The 18,726-nt window shown below is 68.9% G+C and carries 23 protein-coding genes and 1 tRNA gene; 18 read left to right on the top strand and 6 right to left on the bottom strand.

Going from position 1 to position 18,726, the window contains the following annotated elements; all coding sequences use genetic code 11:
- The first annotated feature begins 8 nt into the window (after positions 1-8).
- From Pta02_RS18535 to Pta02_RS18570, 8 genes are all read left to right on the top strand, one after another.
- Complete coding sequence (locus tag Pta02_RS18535; protein WP_203876113.1) at positions 9-221, top strand: hypothetical protein; 213 nt, start codon at positions 9-11, stop codon at positions 219-221.
- On the top strand, positions 218-943 hold the full coding sequence (locus tag Pta02_RS18540) for a DNA cytosine methyltransferase (RefSeq protein WP_203876114.1): 726 nt from the start codon (positions 218-220) through the stop codon (positions 941-943). Before Pta02_RS18535 ends, Pta02_RS18540 begins: the two co-directional genes overlap by 4 nt.
- On the top strand, positions 940-1,239 hold the full coding sequence (locus tag Pta02_RS18545) for a hypothetical protein (protein ID WP_203876115.1): 300 nt from the start codon (positions 940-942) through the stop codon (positions 1,237-1,239). The genes Pta02_RS18540 and Pta02_RS18545 overlap by 4 nt, the downstream gene beginning before the upstream one ends.
- An 11-nt stretch (positions 1,240-1,250) precedes the next feature.
- The gene (locus Pta02_RS18550) at positions 1,251-2,147 is read left to right on the top strand and encodes a bifunctional DNA primase/polymerase (RefSeq protein WP_203876116.1); all 897 of its coding nucleotides are present in this window, start codon (positions 1,251-1,253) and stop codon (positions 2,145-2,147) included.
- On the top strand, positions 2,144-3,706 hold the full coding sequence (locus tag Pta02_RS18555) for a hypothetical protein (RefSeq protein ID WP_203876117.1): 1,563 nt from the start codon (positions 2,144-2,146) through the stop codon (positions 3,704-3,706). Before Pta02_RS18550 ends, Pta02_RS18555 begins: the two co-directional genes overlap by 4 nt.
- Positions 3,707-4,022: 316 nt before the next feature.
- Positions 4,023-4,217 (top strand): helix-turn-helix transcriptional regulator, encoded by a 195-nt coding sequence (locus Pta02_RS18560; protein WP_203876118.1) that lies wholly within the window; start codon positions 4,023-4,025, stop codon positions 4,215-4,217.
- Positions 4,217-5,608 (top strand): tyrosine-type recombinase/integrase, encoded by a 1,392-nt coding sequence (locus tag Pta02_RS18565; RefSeq protein ID WP_203876119.1) that lies wholly within the window; start codon positions 4,217-4,219, stop codon positions 5,606-5,608. Before Pta02_RS18560 ends, Pta02_RS18565 begins: the two co-directional genes overlap by 1 nt.
- Positions 5,609-6,015: 407 nt before the next feature.
- Positions 6,016-6,672 carry a DUF3800 domain-containing protein gene (locus Pta02_RS18570; RefSeq protein WP_203876120.1) on the top strand — a complete coding sequence of 219 codons (657 nt, stop codon included), beginning with the start codon at positions 6,016-6,018 and terminating at the stop codon, positions 6,670-6,672.
- 406 nt (positions 6,673-7,078) lie between these two features.
- On the opposite strand, the gene Pta02_RS18575 is transcribed toward Pta02_RS18570, so the two are convergent.
- A tRNA-Arg gene (locus Pta02_RS18575) sits at positions 7,079-7,154 on the bottom strand.
- A gap of 75 nt (positions 7,155-7,229) precedes the next feature.
- Positions 7,230-7,814, bottom strand: a complete 585-nt coding sequence (locus Pta02_RS18580) for a hypothetical protein (protein ID WP_203876121.1) — start codon at positions 7,812-7,814, stop codon at positions 7,230-7,232.
- A 179-nt stretch (positions 7,815-7,993) separates the two neighbouring features.
- Between Pta02_RS18580 and Pta02_RS18585 the strand changes: the two genes are divergently transcribed.
- On the top strand, positions 7,994-9,178 hold the full coding sequence (locus Pta02_RS18585; protein ID WP_203876122.1) for a sensor histidine kinase: 1,185 nt from the start codon (positions 7,994-7,996) through the stop codon (positions 9,176-9,178).
- Positions 9,179-9,194: 16 nt separating this feature from the next.
- The gene (locus Pta02_RS18590) at positions 9,195-9,830 is read left to right on the top strand and encodes a response regulator (RefSeq protein WP_203876123.1); all 636 of its coding nucleotides are present in this window, start codon (positions 9,195-9,197) and stop codon (positions 9,828-9,830) included.
- On the opposite strand, the gene Pta02_RS18595 is transcribed toward Pta02_RS18590, so the two are convergent.
- The 4 genes from Pta02_RS18595 to Pta02_RS18610 all read right to left on the bottom strand — a co-directional run bounded on the left by Pta02_RS18595 (position 9,806) and on the right by Pta02_RS18610 (position 12,683).
- Complete coding sequence (locus Pta02_RS18595) at positions 9,806-10,270, bottom strand: MaoC family dehydratase (RefSeq protein WP_203876124.1); 465 nt, start codon at positions 10,268-10,270, stop codon at positions 9,806-9,808. The genes Pta02_RS18590 and Pta02_RS18595 overlap by 25 nt on opposite strands.
- Before the next feature lie 10 nt (positions 10,271-10,280).
- A complete protein-coding gene (locus tag Pta02_RS18600; protein ID WP_203876125.1) occupies positions 10,281-11,762 on the bottom strand; it encodes a TolB-like translocation protein in 1,482 nt (493 codons plus the stop codon).
- Positions 11,759-12,238 (bottom strand): SigE family RNA polymerase sigma factor, encoded by a 480-nt coding sequence (locus tag Pta02_RS18605; RefSeq protein WP_239130869.1) that lies wholly within the window; start codon positions 12,236-12,238, stop codon positions 11,759-11,761. Before Pta02_RS18605 ends, Pta02_RS18600 begins: the two co-directional genes overlap by 4 nt.
- 274 nt (positions 12,239-12,512) lie before the next feature.
- Complete coding sequence (locus Pta02_RS18610) at positions 12,513-12,683, bottom strand: hypothetical protein (RefSeq protein WP_203876127.1); 171 nt, start codon at positions 12,681-12,683, stop codon at positions 12,513-12,515.
- A gap of 105 nt (positions 12,684-12,788) precedes the next feature.
- Here Pta02_RS18610 and Pta02_RS18615 point away from each other — a divergent pair, with 105 nt between their 5' ends.
- The 8 genes from Pta02_RS18615 (at position 12,789) to Pta02_RS18650 (ending at position 18,467) form a co-directional block, all read left to right on the top strand.
- Positions 12,789-13,430, top strand: a complete 642-nt coding sequence (locus tag Pta02_RS18615) for a superantigen-like protein SSL4 (RefSeq protein WP_203876128.1) — start codon at positions 12,789-12,791, stop codon at positions 13,428-13,430.
- Positions 13,431-13,474: 44 nt separating this feature from the next.
- Complete coding sequence (locus Pta02_RS18620) at positions 13,475-13,882, top strand: MarR family winged helix-turn-helix transcriptional regulator (RefSeq protein ID WP_203876129.1); 408 nt, start codon at positions 13,475-13,477, stop codon at positions 13,880-13,882.
- 65 nt (positions 13,883-13,947) lie between these two features.
- Complete coding sequence (locus Pta02_RS18625; RefSeq protein WP_203876130.1) at positions 13,948-14,694, top strand: SDR family NAD(P)-dependent oxidoreductase; 747 nt, start codon at positions 13,948-13,950, stop codon at positions 14,692-14,694.
- Positions 14,695-14,773: 79 nt separating this feature from the next.
- Positions 14,774-15,286 carry a SigE family RNA polymerase sigma factor gene (locus tag Pta02_RS18630; protein ID WP_203876131.1) on the top strand — a complete coding sequence of 171 codons (513 nt, stop codon included), beginning with the start codon at positions 14,774-14,776 and terminating at the stop codon, positions 15,284-15,286.
- Positions 15,283-16,302, top strand: coding sequence for an endolytic transglycosylase MltG (gene mltG, locus Pta02_RS18635; RefSeq protein ID WP_203876132.1), 1,020 nt, complete (start codon positions 15,283-15,285; stop codon positions 16,300-16,302). The genes Pta02_RS18630 and mltG overlap by 4 nt, the downstream gene beginning before the upstream one ends.
- Positions 16,303-16,406: 104 nt before the next feature.
- Entirely contained in the window at positions 16,407-17,063 is a 657-nt protein-coding gene (locus Pta02_RS18640; RefSeq protein WP_203876133.1) for an integrase, read from the top strand.
- On the top strand, positions 17,060-17,893 hold the full coding sequence (locus tag Pta02_RS18645; RefSeq protein WP_203876134.1) for an alpha/beta fold hydrolase: 834 nt from the start codon (positions 17,060-17,062) through the stop codon (positions 17,891-17,893). The genes Pta02_RS18640 and Pta02_RS18645 overlap by 4 nt, the downstream gene beginning before the upstream one ends.
- Positions 17,894-17,897: 4 nt before the next feature.
- A complete protein-coding gene (locus tag Pta02_RS18650; protein WP_203876135.1) occupies positions 17,898-18,467 on the top strand; it encodes a TetR/AcrR family transcriptional regulator in 570 nt (189 codons plus the stop codon).
- The last annotated feature ends 259 nt before the right edge of the window (positions 18,468-18,726 follow it).

The following is an 18,726-nucleotide window of genomic DNA, read 5'->3' on the forward strand; positions in this document are numbered from 1 at the left end:
GGCACCCGATGACCGCCCCCACGGCCAGCAGGCGCCACCGCTGGACCCGCCGCGACGCCTACAACGCCACCTGCACCGAGTGCGGCACCCACGCGCAAAAGCGCCCCTCCCCGTACGGGCGCCGCTGGTTCACCGAGTGGCGCCTTCCCGACGGGACCTACACCGACAACTACGACGGCGGCAAGACACCGCCCTGCATCGGCCCGGAGGTGACCGCATGAGCATCCTGTCCACCCCTCCGGCGCTTCCTCGGCGCAAGCCCAACGGTCTGCGCCTGCTGGACCTGTTCTGCTGCGCCGGCGGCGCCTCCATGGGCTACCACCTGGCCGGCTTCGAGGTCACCGGCGTGGACATCGCCCCCCAGCCCAACTACCCGTTCACCTTCGTCCAAGGCGACGCCCTGGCCTTCGTGCGCGAGCACGGAACCGACTTCGACATCATCGGCGCCTGCCCGCCCTGTCAGGCCGACTGCACCCTGACGGCCGGCACCAACCAGGGCCGCAGCACCCACCGCAGCCTGCTGGCCGCCACCCGTACGGCGCTGCTGTCCACCGGCCGCCCATGGATCATCGAAAACCCGATCGGCCGCGCCCGCATGCGCTGTGACCTGCTGCTGTGCGGGCTGATGTTCCCGCCCCTGCGCGTGTTTCGGCATCGACAGTTCGAGCTGCACGGCCTGGCCGTGCCCCAACCCGCCCACCCCAGCCACGCCGGGCACCGGGTGCGCGGCTGGCGGCACGGTCGCTTCCACGACGGCGACATGCTCGCCGTCTACGGCGAGGGCGGCGGCAAAGGCTCGATCGCCGAATGGCAGACCGCGATGGGCATCGACTGGACCGACGTGCGGCGCGAACTGGCCGAAGCCATCCCGCCCGCCTACACCCTGCACATCGGCCGCGCCGTCGCCGCCGCCCTGACCACAGAAGCGAGGTGGGCGGCATGAGCACCGATCGTCTTGCCGATCTCGTCCTTCGCGCGGCCGTGGCCTGCCAGTGCCGCACCGATTCGTCCACAAGCTGTGGACGGCCCCACAAGCCGACCGGTGGCATCTGCCTGGTCGTCCGCAGCCCTGAAAAGCCGCTGCACATCGTGCCGCGCGCCGATGTGCCTCTCACCCGGGCCGCGACGCTCCCGACGGCGGAGCTGATGGTGCTGTGCGACGCCTGCCACGCCGCCCTACTGGCCGAACGCCGCCGTGCCCGCACCCGCGCCGTGCCCGTCCCGGATGCCCTGTTTTGAAGGAGACTCCTGTGAGCACCCCACAGCTTCGCTACGCGCTGGCCGCCGCCGCCCGCGGCTGGCACGTCTTCCCCCTCGTTCCCGGCGACAAGGTCCCGCTCAAGGACTGGCCGTGGAAGCAGCGCCACACCACCGACCCGCAGACCATCCGCCGCTGCTGGACCCGAACGCGCTACAACGTCGGCATCGCCACCGGCCCCTCTCACCTGGTCGTCATCGACCTGGATATGCCCAAGCCCGACGAACACCCGCCCGCCCGCTGGAACCTTCCCGGCGTGGGCGATGGCGCCGACGTCTTCGCCCTGATCTGTGACCAGGCCGGCCAACCGGTGCCCTGGGAGACCTTCACCGTGCGCACCCGCCGCGGCGGCCTGCACCTGTACTTCACCGCCCCCGACGACATCGTCTTGGGCAACACCTCCGGCGAGCGCGGCACCGGCCTGGGCTGGCTGATCGACACCCGCGCCGATGGCGGCTACGTCGTCGGCCCCGGCAGCATCGTGGACCTGCCGGACGGGGCAGGCATCTATGAGGTGCTACACGCCGTGCCCCCGGCGCCGCTCCCGGCCTGGCTGGCCGAACGGCTCCGTCCCGCGCCGTTACCGCCGCCCCGGCCCGTCGTGCTGCCGGTGCTCTCCGGGCGCCGCGGCGCCTACCTGGATACCGCGATCTGCGCGAGCCTGGAAAAGATCGCCGCTGCCTGCGAGGGCAACCGCAACGTCACTCTGTACGGCGCCGCCGCCTCCCTGGGACAGCTCGTGGCCGGTGGCGCCCTGGATGCGGCCACCGTTGAAACCCTCCTGCTGGAGGCTGCAGCGCGCATCGGCTACCCGCCAGGCCCGGCCCGCAAGACCATCCGCTCGGGCTTCCGGCGCGGCGCCCTTCGGCCCCGAAGCGTGCCCGCATGAACGGCTCCACGCGGGTGCAAGTCGGCTCCGGACCCGAAACCATCCGTGTCCTCAAGGCCGAGCTGACCGGCAAGCTCCTGCCCGACACCTACGTCTGCGGCGGCGCCCTGGTGCACATGGAGACCGTCTCCGGCGGCCAGGTCAACCCGGCCGCCGATGAGGACTCCCCCCTGCCCGTCACCGCCAGCCCGATCACCCCGGCCACGCTGGCCGGTCTGCTGGCCGAACACGCCTACGTCTACCAACTGCGCTCGCGCAAAAGCGACGGCGGGATGGAGATGTATGAACAAGAGGTCACCCCGCCCCGGGAGATCCTCTCCTCGGTGCTGGCCGGCAAGACCTGGCCCGGGGTGCCGCCGCTGCGCGGGGTGATCGGCGCCCCCGTGCTGCGCCGCGACGGCACCTTGTTGCAGCACCCCGGCTACGACCCGGCCACGGGGCTGTATCTCGCCTCGAAGGTGGCGCTGCCACCGGTGCCCGAGCGGCCCACCCCCGAGCAGGTGCACACCGCCCGCGACTTCCTGCTCAATCGCTTCCTGCGGGACTTCCCCTGGGCCAGCCCGGCCGATCGAGCCAACTACATCGCCTTGCTGGCCACCCCGATCCTGCGGCACTTCACCCGCTCGCTGACCCCGTTCGCCCTGATCGATGCCACCATGCCCGCCTCCGGCAAGTCCATCCTGACCGGCGGCCCCGGCATGCTGTATGGCCAGCGCGTGATGCCGTGGGCCTACACCGAAGAAGAACTGCGCAAGAGCATCACCGCGGTGCTGGCCGAACAGGTCGGCGTGGTCGTGTGGGACAACCTGGCCGAAGGCACCGTCATCGACTCACCCACCCTGGCCCTGCTGGTCACCGCCGGCGTCTGGTCGGATCGCCAGCTCGGGGCCTCGCGCAACGTGGCCACCGTCAACGACCGGCTGTGGATGGCCACCGGCAACAACCTCCAAGTCGGCGGGGACATGGCCTCGCGCACCGTGCGGGTGCACCTGGATCCGAACATGCCCCGGCCCGAACAGCGTGATCAAAGCCAGTTCGGCATCCCGCACCTGGACCAATGGATCACCGTCCCGGCCAACCAGCACACCGTGCTGTGGCACCTGCTCATCCTCGTTCTCGACTGGACCAACCATGGCGCCCCGCGCGCCTGCGGGCTGTCGATGCGCCAATTCACCCCCTGGGCACACGCCCTGGGCGGCTTCCTGGCGCATCACCACATCGACGGCTTTCTGAGCAATGCCGCCGATGTGCGCGACATCGACGAAGACGAAACCCGCTGGCGGGCCTTCCTGGCCTGCTGGCATGCCCTGCACGGCGCAACACCGATGACCGCCGCCGAACTGCGCCGCTCCGGCGAACCCGACCGCATTGGACTCGACGAACACGACCGCTGGGACGGCCAGTTCATCACCACCCACAGCGGTCGCCTGCCCAATGCTCTGGCTCTGGGCCGGCTGCTGACCGGCCAGGTCGGGCGGTGGCGCGGGGACTACGTGATCCGCTCGGCCAAGAACGACCGCGGCGACCGAAACACCTTTTGGGTCGAGTGCCATGCCTGAACGAGTCGGAGAAGCGCTGAAACATCTCCGCATCTCCGCATCTCCGCAGACCGGCCCTCTACCAGCGGAAACAGCTGCGGAGATAGAAGCAGTTACCGATCTGTTATCTCCGCATCTCCGCAGATTTTGCGGAGATGACCCCCCGTTTGCGGAGATGGAGTCACTCCAGAATCTTCTGTCTCCGCACGCATCGCCCCAGCTCAACGACACTTCTGCGGAGATGCGGAGATGCGGAGATGTTTCAGCCCTCCGCAGTAGAAGCGCACCCGCCCGCCATTCCGGCCCTGCCCATACCACTGCGCAAGGAGACCCACCCATGGCCACGGCCAAGCCACGAGGGACGCTCACCCTCGCCGAACTCTGCGACGAACTCCAGATCTCCCGATCCACCTTCTACGACTGGCGAGCCAAGGGACGCGCCCCGCGCTGCCTGAAGCTCCCCAACGGAGACCTACGCATCCGCCGTACCGACCTGGACCGCTGGCTTACCACCCTGGAGGACGCCGCCTGATGCAGAACATCACCTACGACGCTCGTGTCTACAAGACCGAGGTCTACAAGGGTGCGAAGGTCACCACCTACTACGTCCGTTGGAAGACCGGCAACAAGCCCTGGAAGAAGGCATTTCGCAACAGCACGCAAGCCGAGTCCTTCCGGTCAAGCCTGGTGTCCGCCGCCCGCAAGGGCGAAGCGTTCAGCCTGGATGCTGGCGAACCCATCTCATGGGGCCGCACGAGTCAGGCGGAAATGAACTGGTACGACTTTGCCTGTGCGTACGTGGACATGAAGTGGAAAGACGCATCCGCCAAGCACCGCGCCGGCATCGCCTATGCACTGGCACTGGCCACACCCGCGATGCTGAACGGCACAACATGCCCTTACAGCGCCAAAGAAGTCCGGACCGCGCTCCGTCGCTGGGGGTTCAACACCAAGGAGCGCGAGAACTGCCCGGAGCGAACCACTGATGTCCTGACGTGGGTGAAACGCAACAGCCTGCCGGTTTCCACGCTCATGACGCCCTCCACCGCGCGGGCACTGCTCAACGCTGCCACGTCTCGACTCGACGGCAAGCGCGCTGCCGCGAGTACTTCGCGCAAGCACCGCACCATCCTGTCCAACGCTATGGCCCACGCCGTGGAGATGAAGCTCCTCAGCAGGAACCCCCTCCCCGACCTGAAATGGAAGACAAGCAAGAGCACTTCCCAAGTGGACCGGCAATCCGTCGTCAACCCCGACCAAGCTCGTGCTCTGCTGCAAGCCGTACAGGCGCAGAAACCGAGCGGCCCCCTACTCATGCCGTTCTTCGCCGTCATTTACTTCGCCGGTCTGCGCCCCGAGGAGGCCGTCAACCTCCGCGAGAAGAATCTGACCCTGCCGGACGTCCCGGATGTCTGGGGAGAGCTGTACTTCAGCAGGGCAACACCGGACGCGGGCAGAGCATGGACCGATACCGGCGAACAACGCGACGACCGCGGCTTGAAGCACCGCCCTGACGGGGAGAGTCGCCCGGTCCCTTGTGCCCCTGAACTCGTCACCATCCTCCGTGAGCACCTCAAGACCTTCGGCGCCGGTCCGGACGGGCTGGTTTTCCACGGTGCTCACGGTGGTGTACTGGCCACCAGCACCATCCAACGCGTCTGGGATAAGGCACGTCGAGCCGCTCTCAGCCCAGAGGAGTACGGTTCACCGCTGGCCAAGCGGGTCTACGACCTTCGGCATGCCTGTCTGTCCACCTGGCTCAACGCGGGCGTCTCACCGAAGCAGGTGGCCGAATGGGCAGGCAACAGCGTGGAAGTGCTCTTGCGTACCTACGCCAAGTGCCTCGTAGGCCAGGACGAGGTGTCCATGCGCCGGATCAGTGAGGTGCTGAGGCGAAAGTCGTCTACCACCGAACCGTCTTGACCACCTGGCTTAAGCGGCATCGGCTAGGTCAAATGACAGACTCGCAAGCTTCCCTCGAATCTTTTTAATCCACAGTCCGATTCGATCACTTCTATGCCTTGACCTGGTCGATCAGCCGATCATCCCCAGACATAGACAAAAGGTCCCCAACCCCCTCCACAGTCAATCCACCACAATCTGGACCTTGTCCCCAGGTTTTCCACAGGGGAGTCAACAAGTCACGTTGCGTTCACAAGCCCTAGATGCCACGATTTTCACAGGGGCCTTCACCTGGGGGAACGCAAGATAACGTCTCGGTTCTACGAGGTGCGGGGTCGCACCACACCAACGTGCGGGGACGCAAGCAGACCCATCGTGATAGCCGTTGGGCGGAACATACCGAGACTCACTACCTGGTAAGGCGAACGATGTCTGAGGTGTTCATGTATACCGACGAGACCGGCAACCTCGACTACAACATCGCCGGCGGCGGCTCGAAGTACTTCGGCATTGGAACCGCAACTTTCAACGGTGATCATGATGCCGCACTCGGACAGGGACAGCGCCTCAGGCTTGCACACGCCCGAGCGGGCCTTGCCTTCCCCAGGGGATATCACGCCAAAAACGACAACTACCGCACCCGCACGGAGGTCTACGATGTGATCAAGGCTCAGCAGCCCCGGTTTGACGCCACCTTCCTGGCCAAGGAGAAGGCTTACTCCCACGTCAAGAGCAAGGGCGAGCTGTATCTGTATCGCATGGCGTGGTACCTGCACTTCAAGGAGATCGCCAAGCAGGTCACCGATCCGGGCGACACGCTCTACGTCGTCGTTGCCACCCTTGGCACAGCAGCGAGGAAGAGGGCGTTCGAGAGTGCGATCAAGGAGGTCTGCGAAGATCACGGACCTCAGGACCGTGAGGTCGTGGTTTGCCACTGGGAGTCTTCGACAAGCTGGGGGCTTCAGGTTGCCGACTACGGGCTGTGGGCCGTCCAGCGGAACCTGGAGCGCGGAGATAGCGCCTTCATGGAAGCGGTTGAACCCACACTGAAGACCTGCTTCAAGCCCTGGGGGAGGGCAAGTTAAAGGCCAGCTATCCCCCCAACTGCTGCGGGAAGAGGTCCCCTGGACCTCTTTTCACTGGCCTATATCAGTACACGGCATCTTGGAACCGAGGTCAACTGATTCCGTCACGGAGTGATAACACTGTTGCCTAATCGTTCGAACAACTTGACGGTCTACTGACACAACAGCTACTGGACCAGGCCATACGTGCCATCCTCTTGACTGCAAGATTCGAACACACCAGCTTCGGACAGGGAGAGAGTCGAACCGCGACCCCAGAGGGCTCCTCCCGCCCACCCGAACTTCGGCACGTATTCGGCACGATCAACCGGAGCCAACGGATGACAGCCGGACACCACCGGACACCGGCAGGTGATCCAGAACACGAAAAAGCCCAGGTCATCAACTGATGATCTGGGCCCTCGTGTGGCGCGGCCGAGAGGACTCGAACCCCTAACCTTCTGATCCGTAGTCAGATGCTCTATCCATTGAGCTACGGCCGCTTGCCTCGTGCCGAGCACCCGGGGTGATCGGCGACAGAGAGAACTCTACCAGACCGTACATGGGTGCTTGAGCCATCAGACGGTCGGCCGGGAGGCGGGAGCATCCGGGGACGGGGCGGCCGAGGGCTCGGGGGTCTTCTTGGGGAACAGGGTGTAGCTCACCGGCCAGATGGCGGCGATGACCGGGATTCTGCTCAGATCCCTCATGATCTGGACCAGTGCCTCCGTCCTGGACGGCTCGTCGACCAGCAAGATCAATCCGAACAGCAGGCCGCAGGCGATGCCGTACGCGAGGAGGATCTTGAGCCACACGATCCACTCGTAGCGCGCCCTGGCCATGCCGCCCGGCGGCGGCTTCCAGGGCTCGGGTCCGCCGGCGAAGCGGTGCGCGAACTTCGCGTCGGCCCATTTGATCGTCCGGTGGCCGAAGACGATGGAGTAGGCCAGATAGGCGGCGGCCAGGCCGTGGTGCCAGCCGGCCTCGGCGCCGCCGCGCATGTCGATCACCGCCGCGGCCAGGAGGACCAGATCCAGCAGCGGCACCGAGATGAGCAGCACCGTGCTGAGCCGTTTCCTGCGCCACAGGTAGCGGGAGGCGAGCCCGAGTCCCAGCAGGACCCAGAACCCGATCTCGCAGGCGATGATTATCCCCAAAATCATATGACCATGGTCATCGGGCGTCCGGGCCGGGACAACGATCGCACTGATGAATCCGCATACATCCTTGTATGTACGACAGACCACACTTCAGCTGGACAAAAGGAGTGCTCAGCGGTGATGGGATGGATGGCATGAAACGGGCCTCGTGGATCGGACACCCGGGCCCGCTGGAGACATTGGTGGAACGGGTGAGACGCAACGACGTGCTGTGTGCGGTGGCGTCCTTCGCCGTCGGCCTCAGCCTGATCCTCGCGAACGCCTACATCCCCCGGGTGACGCCCTCCTACCTGCTCATCGGCCCGCTGTTGATCACGTGCCTGGGAGTCGCGGTACGGCGGAGCCGGCCTATCCTCTGCCTGGCGCTCGGGGTCGTGGCGTTCATCGGCGACTTCGTGCTGGGGCCGTCCCTGGGCACCATCCTGATCGTCACCGACAACCTCTACGCGGCCGTCAGGTACGGCCCGCGCCCGCTGGGCCGGTGGATGCTCACCATCACCTCGGTCATCGCCGTGGTCGGCGGCGCGGTGGCCGGGTTCATGCTGAGGGACTTCGCGGTCTTCGCCGTCTCGCTGGTGCAGGCCGGCCTCGTCGGCGTCACCCCCGTCCTCACCGCGCTGTTCATGCGGCAACTGGAGGACCAGGCGGTGGCCGAGCGGGCCCGGGCCGAGCAGGTGGCGCGCCTGGCGGAGCTGGACCGCAAGGCGGCGGTGCAGGCCGAGCGGGCCAGGATGGCCCGGGAACTGCACGACATGATCGCCAACCACTTCAGTGCCATCGCCATCCAGTCCACGGCCGTGCTGTCGCGCAAGGACCTGGACGCGGCCACCGTGCGGCGGGTGCTGGAGTCCGTCCGGGAGAACAGCGTCCAGGGGATGGCGGAGATGCGCTCGATGATCGGGCTGCTCCGGCAGGACGGCGAGGAGGCCGAGGCGGTCCGGCTGCGGCTGTCCGAGGCGGAGGGGCTGGCGCAGCGGGCGCGGGAGGCGGGGCTGGAGGTACGGTTCCGCGTGGACGGCGAGGTCAGGGAGCTGCCCGCCCCGGTCGACCTCGCCGGCTACCGGATCCTCCAGGAGGCCCTGACCAACGCGCTCAAGCACGGGGGCAGGGAGGCGGACATGGTGGTCGGCTACCGGCCGGACGAGGTCGTGCTCACCGTGGACAACCCCGTCGCCGAAGACCGGTCCGGGCTTCCCGGGGCCGGGGCGGGCATCGTCGGCATGCGGGAACGTGCCGCGCTCGTCGACGGTCTCGTCGAGAGCGGGCCGTACGGCGCGAGCTGGCGCGTGCGCGCCGTACTCCCCAGCAGCGTGCTCCCCGACGCCGCACTTCCCGGCGCTGCTTCCCCTGCCGGCGCCCCGTCGTGAAACCCCGGGAGACCCCGTGAGTATCCGTGTTCTGGTCGCCGACGACCACGCGGCCGTCCGCGCCGGGATCGTTCTCATCCTGGGCGGTCACGACGACATCGAGATCGTCGGCGAGGCCTCGGACGGGGAGGAGGCGGTCGCCATGGCCGTGCGCGAGCGGCCCGACGTGGTGCTGATGGACATCCGGATGCCGAAGCTGGACGGGATCTCGGCGACGCGCGAGCTGAGCGGGGTCGCCGACGTGCTGATCCTGACCACTTTCGACATCGACGAGTACGTGTTCGGGGCGCTGCGCGCGGGGGCCGCCGGGTTCCTGCTCAAGAACACCGACGCCGACGCGCTGGTGGACGCCGTCCGGGTGGTCGCCCGGGGTGACGGCCTCATCGCGCCGTCGGTCACCCGGCGGCTGATCTCCGCCTTCGGCTCCGCCGTACCGCCGAGCATGCCGCGTCAGGTCGAGAACCTGACCCCGCGGGAGCGGGAGGTGCTGGAGTGCATCGGCCGCGGGCTGTCGAACGCGGAGATCGCCCGGGAGCTGGACATGGCGGAGGCGACCACGAAGACCCACGTCAGCCGGTTGCTGAACAAACTCGGTCTGCGCAGCCGCGTCCAGGCCGCCATCCTCGCTCAGGAGCTCTCCGCCGGGACGTAGAGGGAGAGCGTCTCGGCGACGCAGGCGGGCTTGTCCCTGCCCTCGACCTCGACGGTCATCCGCAGCTTCGACAGGTACCCCGAGGGAGTGCCCTTCAGGTCCACGAGCTCGCCCCGGGCCCGGACCCGCGAGCCGACCGGGACCGGCGTGGGGAAGCGGACCTTGTCGAGCCCGTAGTTGATGCCCATGGCCAGGCCGTCCACCCGGACCAGCTCCATCATGAACGAGGGCAGCAGCGACAGGCTCAGATAGCCGTGGGCGATGGTCCCGCCGAACGGGCCCTTGGCCGCGGCCTCGACGTCGACGTGGATCCACTGGTGGTCGCCGGTGGCGTCGGCGAACAGGTTGACCTGCTCCTGGGTCACGGTCCGCCACTCGGTCGGGCCGAACTGCTCGCCGACGGCGGCCTTGAGCTCCTGGACGTTCGCGAAGATCCTCATATCCGGAACTTTATTCCGTTCTGGGGATCGCGAGAAGGTTCACGACGGTGAATTCCTTCCCGCCGCCCTCCTCTGTCGTCTCGCAGCTCTTGATCTTCCCGGTGGGAGCGGGGGCCCCGGACGGCCGGGAGGCGGGGGCGGTGTCGGCCTCGACCATGCGGCACTTCTCCACGGTCCTCCGGTCGTCGTCCCAATAGATGATCGAGGTGGGTGAGGAGGAGGTGCCGCGACCGTAGCCTCCCCCCTTCGGGTCGCGTCTCCCGGCCCCGGCCAGCGTCCCGGTGAGCGGGTCGTACAACGCGAGCAGAGGAACATGGTGATCCTCGATCTCCTCGCCCCGCCCGTCCAGGCCCACCACGCCGGAGATGTGGAACAGTCCCATGTCCCGGGCGAGCACGATGTCCCCGCCGAGCGCCCCCAGGCCGGGCAGGGTCCTGTGCTGCGAACCGTCCGCCCGCTCCACGACGGCCCTGTCGTCCTCGCCGTCCCCCGAGCCGAAGCACCATTCCAGGCCGCAGTCGAACGCCGTCAGCCCGTCCGGGGCCTTCACTTCGGTGACCTGCATCGTCTCCAGGTTGACCAGCCTGGTCTGCGGCTTCCGGAAATCGCGCTCGCCGACGTCGGCGGCCCACGGCCATGACACCAGGTGCAGCCCGTCGGTGCCCTCGATCCGCTCCGGAGTCCCGCCGTCCAGCGGCATGCGGTAGACCCCGCCCTTGTCCACCGACCAGACCACGGAGTCGGCGGTGACCCCGACCGCGTCCACCTCGGACTGCTCCCCCGTGACCTCGCCGACCTGCCGTGCCGTACCGCCCGACCGGGGCACCACCCAGAAGTCGGCCCACTTGTCGCCGTTGTTGGGAGTCTCGCCGTACCACACGACGTGCTCGGCCCCCACGTCGAAGCTCTGCGCGAAATACCCCTTCACCCCCTCGGGGCCGGGCGTCTCGGCCAGCACCGTACGGCTCCCGCTCCCGGTGTCGTAGACCTCCAGCCGGCCCGCCTTCTCGAAGGACGACTCGGCGGCCAGCAGCAGCTCCGTGGCGCTCAGCGCGGTGATCGGGCGGTACTTCCAGCCGTCCGCCGCCTTCGCCGGGATCTTCGACACCGCCGCCGGCCAGACCTCGGCCGCCGGGCGGATGGAGGCGCCCGGCGCCTTCGTCCCCGACCGCGACGGCGTGGGCGTGGGCCTGGGTTTCTCCGACGTCACCGCGGTCGCGGTGGCGTCGGCGAGGATCGGGCCTTCCCCGCCCCTGTGGGGGAAGACCCCCCTCGCCACCGCCGTGCCGCCGCCGATCACCGTGATCACCGCGGCGACCGCGAGGATCGACTGCGCCCGCCTGCGCGTGCGCCGTACACGACGTCGTTCGATCACGCCGAGCAGGTCCCCGACCGGCTCCGGCGCGGCGTCCGCCGCCTTCGCGAGCGTGCGGACGAGATCCGCCTCGCTCCTGCCGCCCATCGGCCCCGTCCCGTCCCCGGACTGGTTCATCGCACTCGCCCCGTCTCCAGTTCCGCCACCCGTACCCTGAGCTTGTCCAGCGCCCGCGCCGCCTGGCTGCGCACCGTCCCGCGAGAGACGCCGAGCAGCTCGGCGATCTCCTGGTCCGGCAACCCCTCGTAGTACCGCAGGACCAGCACCGCCCGCTGTTTCGGCGGCAGGCCCTTCAGCTCGTGCCACAGCCCCGCGTCACCGGAGAAGCCGTCCTGCGTGTACGGCTTCTCCGGCACCTCGGCCACCAGGCGCTCCCGGCGCAGCCGCCGCCAGGTGCTGATGTGCAGGCGCGCCATGGTGGTGCGGACGTACCCCTCGGGGTCGTCCCGCCGCTGCACCCGCGGCCACGCGTCGCCCAGGCGCAGCAGCGCCTCCTGTACGAGGTCGGCCGCGTCCTCGGCGTGACCGGTGAGGACGTAGCCGTACCGGTACAGCGCATCCGCCCGCGCGGCCACGAAGTCTGCGAACTCCACGAACACAGGGACGCAGGTGACCCGTGTTCTGTTGCATGACATTCGGGTGCGGCTTGCGAACGGACATCCGGCGCTGTTCACCGCTGAGCCGTCCGACCTCGGCGAAACCGGTTCCACCCCCGCCGAATTCCTTTTCGGCGGGGGTACGTCGGAGAATGGTGAAGTCCGGGGACGGTTGTACCACTAACGAGACCGTCCTGATGCCAGGAGCACATATCCTCAAGGAACGCTCCAGAGACCGACAAAGGGAACGGTTACGTTCATGTGGCCTCCATCATCTCCGCAGGAACCTCAAGGCCAGCAGCCCCCTGGTGGGCCTGGACAGCCGCCCGCCGGTTCCTGGCAGCAACCGAACCAGCCCTACGGCCAGCAACAGCCGCCGTACGGCCAGCAGCTTCCTCCCTACGGCCAGCAGCAGCAGCAGCCGTACGGCCAGCAGCCGCACGACCCGACCCGGCAGTTCCCCCCCGGGCAGCAGGGCCCGGGCGGCCCCTGGTATCCCCAGAGCGGCCCGCCCAAGCGCAAGCCGGTCTGGCCGTGGGTCGTGGGTGTGGCCACCGCGGTCATCGTCGCGCTGGTCGTGGTCTTCATCGTCGTGACGGGTGACGACGACAAGACCACTCCCACCGCCGGGTCGAGCTCGGCTCCGGCCTCGACGCCTCCGTCGGACTCTCCGACGTCGGAGGCCCCGAGCTCCTCGCCTCCGGCGACCGAGGACCCGACGACGTCCCAGATCCCGGACGGCAAGACGGTCACGGCCACCGACGGCAAGAGCAGGCTCACCGTCCCCGGTGACTGGACGACGCTCTCCCTCCTCGACGAGGCCGAGGTCCAGCAGGGCAACACCGCCAAAGAGCAGTACCTGATGGTGATCACCGAGTCGCAGTCCGACGCCAACCTCAGCAGCCTGGAGCTGGAGGGCTACGCCAGGCTGGTCATCGAGCAGATGCAGAAGCGGCTGACCAACAGCAACGTCACCGGGCCCCAGCAGCTGACGATCAACGGCGACCCGGCCCTGCAGTACGAGCTGCACGGCACGGCGCAGGGCGTGCGCATCACCTACTGGGTGACCCTGGTCGAGGGCGCCGAGGACTTCCACCAGATCCTCACCTGGACTCTGGAGACCAAGGGCGAGGAGCACGGCCCGCTGCTCCGCGAGGTCAGCTCGACCTTCCAGGACCTGGGCGCATAAGTCTCTTGGCTGAAGACTCTTTAAGTGGTTAACTAATCGAGGACATGGACGACGGCTACTCGCTGCTGGACAGCACGATGTACGCGCTGATCACGCGACTCGGCTCCCACAAGCGCCAGATCGCCGCAGGCCTGGAAAGACTGGGCCTGCGGCTGGGCCAGGAGGTCTACCTGGCCCAGCTCTGGCGTCAGGACGGGCTGTGCCAGGGCGAGCTGGCCGGATGCGCCAAGGTGTCCGCCGCCAACGTCACCCAGGTGTTGCGCGGCCTGGAGAAGCAGGGCCTGGTGGTCCGGCGCCGCGACGACGCGGACGCCCGGGTCCAGCGGGTCTGGCTCACCGAGGCGGGCAGGGCGCTGCAGAAGCCGGTGACCGAGGTCTGGCATGACGCCGAGGTCGCCTGGCTGGCCGGTCTGACGCCGGCCCAGCGCAAGGCCATCACCAGTCTGGTCTGAGCATCCGCACCCTCATTCTCCGAGGGCGCGGTCCGCCCAATTAGTTAACCACTTAAGGAGTTCTGATGGATCTGGGTCTGAAGGGCCGCACGGTGATCGTGACCGGCGCCTCCGGCGGCATCGGCCGGGAGATCGCCCGGGGTTACGCGGCCGAGGGGGCCGAGGTGGTCCTCACCTACCACAGCGCCTCCGAGGAGGCCGAGAAGCTGGCCGGGGACATCGGCGGCACGGCGCTGCCGTACGCGATGAGCGAGCCGGACTCGGCCGCCGCCCTGGTGGCCGAGGTCCTGGCGCGGACAGGCAGGATAGACGTGCTGGTCAACAACGCGGTCCGCTGGGGCCGGATGGCGGGACAGGACGCCTCCTTCGAGGACGTGGCCGACGACGAGTGGCTGACCATGCTGAGGGAGAACACCGAGGGCGCCCTGCGGCTCAGCCGCCTGGTCACCCCCGTCATGCGCGAGCGGGGCTTCGGCCGGCTCGTCCACATCTCCTCCAGCATCGCCACCGACGGCATGGCCGGCGGCGAGTACTACGGAGCGGCCAAGGGGGCCCTGCACGGGTTCAGCCGCTCGGTCGCCTTCAGCCTCGGCCGCGACGGTGACATCCTGTCCAACGTCGTCATGCCGGGCCTGACCAGGACCGCCCGCAACGGCGCGATCGTCGAGGCGGCGGGCCACATCTACAGCGAGAGGGCCCCGATCGGCCGCCTGCTGGAGGCCTCCGAGGTCGCGAACGCGGTGGTCTACCTGGGCTCGGCGGCCAACACCGGCATCACCGGCCAGGTCATCGCCGTGACCGGCGGCGCGTGACGCCCGGCCGAACCGTACCGGCATAGATCCGAGACCCGCCCGCGTCCTTGCTTGGTGACATCGCAACGAGGAGGACCGGGTGGATCCAGGGTTTGCGACGGCGTTCCGGGAGCTCGTCACCGATCGGTCGGCCGCGCTGTTCCGTACGGCGTACCTGCTGACCGGTGACCGGCACGCCGCCGAGGATCTGGTGCAGTCGGCGCTGGCGAAGACGGCTGCCCGATGGCGCGGCCTGCGCGACCCGGCGGCCATCGAGGGCTACGTCCGCCGCGCCATGTACCACGAGCAGGTGAGCCGGTGGCGCCGCCGTTCGCGTGTCACGGAGGTGTCCACCGGCTGGCTGCCCGACCGGGCCGGCGAGGGGCACGCCGAGACCGTCGACCTGCGCCTGGTGATGCGCTCGGCCCTCGCCCGGCTGACGCCCCGGCAGCGGGCCGTCCTCGTCCTGCGGTACTTCGAGGACCTGTCCGAGACCGAGATCGCGCGGGTGCTCGGGATCGGGGTGGGATCGGTCCGCAGCCAGATCCACCGCTCGCTGGACCGCCTGAAGAAGGCCGCACCCGAGCTGAACGCCGTGAGGGAGCTCCGATGAACATCGAGGATCTGCTGCGCGAGACTCTTTCCGACATGGCGCACGAGGAGCAGCCGCCCCCGCCGGACCGGTTCCTCCGCGGCTCCGGGTCCCTTCACGGCTCCGGGTCCCTTCACGGCTCCGGGAACCGGCCCCGCCGCCGAGGTCTCGCCCTGACCGCCGCGGCGGCCGTCGTCGCGGTGGCGGCCGGGTCCGTGCTCGTGGGCCAGAGCCTGTCCTCCCGGGCACCGGTCCCGGCGACGCTCACCGGGCAGGGCGCCGCCGGGACCCCCGTGGTGACGGAACCGCCGGGCCCCGGAGAGACCGGCCGGGGGAAGGTCCCCGTGACCGTGTGGGAGGGAGCGCGGCTGTCGGACATCCTGAAGCGGCTCTCGAAGGCGACCGGCAGGCCGGTGCGGGAGTTCGAGCGGGCCGTCGGGAAGGGCGGGGTCCGCGGCCTTCCGGCCTACGCCGGGGGCGGGCTGGAGGGGTTCGCCTTCCCCGGCGTCTACGAGATCTCACCCACCGCGAGTCCCGGCGAGATCCTTTCCGCGATGGTGGCCCGTTTCAACCGCGCCGCCGAGGACGCCGACCTGGTGAACGCCGCCGGACGCGCCGGCCGCACGCCGCTGGAGATCCTGACCGTGGCCAGCATCGTCCAGGCCGAGGCCACCACCGCGGCCGACATGCCCAAGATCGCGCGGGTCGTCTACAACCGGCTCGATCACAGGCCCGAGCTGCGGCTGGAACTGGACAGCACGGTCCTGTACGGCCTCGGCAAGCGCCCCGGCACGGCGTCGGTCAAGGATGTGACGAGCCGCTCGCCGTACAACACCTACCTCCGTCGCGGCCTGCCGCCCGGCCCGATCGGCAACCCGGGCGAGGCCGCCATCGACGCCGCCCTGAAGCCGGCCGCCGGGCCCTGGCTGTACTTCGTGACCACCGATCCGGAGAAGGGCGTCACGAAGTTCGCCGCCTCCGAATCCGAGTTCCTCGAACTGGTCGAGGAATACGACAGGAACCGCAGGACCGGGTGACCCGATCGCCGGTCCTCGGACGGGACGCGGCACGGCGCAAAATCAAGGCGCCCGATCCCCATGGAGGATGAAGGCACCTGCCCGCCACGAGGAGGACCGAGAGCGTGCCCGTCACGTTCGCCGGCGAACCAGCCCGCCCCGACCGGCCGAACGAGGACTTCGTCGGCGCGACCCCGGACGCGGTCGTCCTCCTGGACGGGGCCGGGGATCCGGCCGGGCTGGAGTCGGGCTGCTCGCACAGCGTGGCGTGGTACTCCCGCACGCTCGGTTCCACCCTGCTGGCCGAACTGAATCGGAACCCCGGCTCCCTGACCGAGGTCTTCGCCTCCGGTATCAGGCAGGTCGCCTCCATGCATGGGGACACCTGCGACCTGCTGCACGCCGGGTCCCCCTCGGCCACGGCCGTGATGCTGCGCCGTACCGGTGACACCCTGCAATGGCTGGTGCTGGCCGATTCGGTGCTCATCCTCGATCTCGGTACGGCCGAGCCCACGGTGGTCTGCGACGACCGGCTGGACGCGGTGGCGGCGCCCCACCACGCCCTGTTCGCCGGCCTGCGGTACGGCAGCCCCGAGCACGCCCGGGCTCGGCGCGAGTTCATCGAGACGCTGCGCACCCACCGCAACCGCGACGGCGGTTTCTGGGTCGCCGCCGTCGACCCCCTCGCGGGCGAGCACGCCCTCACCGGCTCGGCTCCGATCGACGCCGTCCACGGTTCGCACTTACATTCATTCCGAATGTATGAAACATTGAGACCATGAAGACCGTGACACTGCCGCAGGGAACCATCGCCTATCAGGAGGAGGGTGCCGGTCCGCCCGTCGTGTTCGTGCACGGCCTCCTCACCAACGCCGGCATCTGGCGCCACGAGGTGCCGCCGCTGGCCGCCGCGGGGCTGCGCTGCATCGTGCCGACCTGGCCGCTGGGGGCTCACGACCTGCCGATGCGCCCGGAGGCCGTCCTCGACCCGCCGGGCGTCGCCTCCCTGATCGACGCCTTCCTGGAGGCCCTCGACCTCCGCGACGTCACGCTCGTGGCCAACGACACCGGAGGCGCCTTCGTCCAGATCCTCATGGCCCGCATGCCCGCCCGCGTCGGCCGGGTCGTGCTCGCCTCCTGCGACGCGCTGGAGGTGTTCTTCCCCCAGCCGTTCAAGTTCCTCCCCAAACTGGCGTGGCTGCCCGGCACGACCTGGCTGATCGCCCAGGCCACCCGGCTGCGCGCGCTGCACCGGCTGCCGCTCGTCTTCGGCCTCGTCTCCAAGCGGCCCCTCCCGGCCGCGGTCACCGACTCCTACCTGACGCCGATGCGGCGCAGCCCTGCGATCCGGCGGGACCTGGGCAAGGTCCTGCGGGGTGTCCACCCCCGGCACACCCTGGCCGCGTTCGAGGAGCTCAAGGACTTCGACCGGCCCGTCCTGCTCGTCTGGGCGCAGGAAGAACGCCTGTTCCCCCTCTCCCTGGCCCACCGGCTGGCCGGGCGGCTCCCCGACGCGCGGCTGGAGACGGTCACCGACTCCTACACCTTCATCACCGAGGACCGGCCCGGCGTGGTGGCCGATCTCGTCAGGGAGTTCGCCCTGCCAGACTGACCGCGTGAGACGCACTCAGGAGGACCGCACCAGGGCGACCCGGGCCGCCCTGCTCGCCGCCGCCCGCTCCCTGTTCGCCGAGAAGGGTTACGCGGCGGTGCCCGCCGAGGAGATCGTCACCGCGGCCGGCGTGACGCGCGGCGCCCTGCAGCACCAGTTCGGCGACAAGCGCGCCCTCTTCCAGGCCGTCTTCGAGGAACTGGAGACCGAGCTGACCGCCCGGATCGCGACGGTCACGGCCACCGGCACCTGGCCGGCTCTGGAAAAGGGCATCACGATCTTCCTCGACGCCTGCGAACTGCCCGGCGTCCGGCGCATCGCCCTCCTGGACGCCCCCGCCGTACTCGGCTGGGAGACCTGGCGGCAGATCGAGTCCCGCCACGGCCTCGGCCTGATCGAGGCCGCCCTCACCCAGGCCGTGGCCGAAGGCCTGATCCGTCCCCAGCCCACCGACGTCCTGGCCCGCATCCTGCTGGGCGCCGCCATCGAGACCGCCCTCCTCGTCGGCGCCGGCCACCCCCGCCCCGAAGCCGAACAGGCCCTGCTCACCCTCCTGCGCGGCCTGCGCACCTGACCACCGGACCCCCGAAGAACCGAAAAGGCCCTCTCCCCGAGATGGGAAGAGGGCCTTTGATCTGCGGAGGCTCGGGGATTTGAACCCCGGATGGGCGGTAAACCCAAACCGCATTAGCAGTGATCTGATGTAGCGTCCGCCGGTGTCCGCAAGCGTCCTGAGCTGGGAAGCCGTACGTCAGCGGACACCGGCGTACGTCGGCGAACTGCTCACCTGATTGCTCACCTTCTCGTGCCCTCTGCCGCGTCCGGGGACCGCG

Source organism: Paraplanobispora takensis (assembly GCF_016863195.1).
Classification (GTDB): Bacteria; Actinomycetota; Actinomycetes; order Streptosporangiales; family Streptosporangiaceae; genus Planobispora; species Planobispora takensis.